Below are 361 nucleotides of genomic sequence, written 5' to 3' on the forward strand. Positions count from 1 at the left end.
GAGATCCAATAATACTCACCATCTAAAGATTGATAGTTGTTTTTAGAGCAAGCAATTAACGAAATGGTTGATAATGAAAGTAGTAGTATACCTATTATTTTTCTCATAGTTTTAGCCTCCTTCTATAATTTTAATTTTACCAAAATAATATTACAAAACTGTATCAATGTCTGTTATAATGGAAATTTCAACTAATGTCCATTATAACAGACATTAGTAAATTATAGAAAAAGATCTATATTTGGCTATAGTTTTACTAAATCTCTACGACTATAGATTAAAAATGTATACACTTCTATACAAATAATAGAAAAGGACTCAGCCCTGTGCAATACAGAACTAAATCCTTTGCTTAAATTAA

General features: G+C 26.6%; 1 protein-coding gene. It reads left to right on the forward strand.

The features are described from left to right. Positions 1-287 precede the first annotated feature (287 nt). On the forward strand, positions 288-356 hold the full coding sequence (locus tag HMPREF2918_RS11760) for a hypothetical protein (RefSeq protein ID WP_367998130.1): 69 nt from the start codon (positions 288-290) through the stop codon (positions 354-356). Positions 357-361 lie beyond the last annotated feature (5 nt).

The organism is Streptococcus sp. HMSC065C01 (genome assembly GCF_001813525.1).
GTDB classification, from domain to species: Bacteria; Bacillota; Bacilli; order Lactobacillales; family Streptococcaceae; genus Streptococcus; species Streptococcus parasanguinis_V.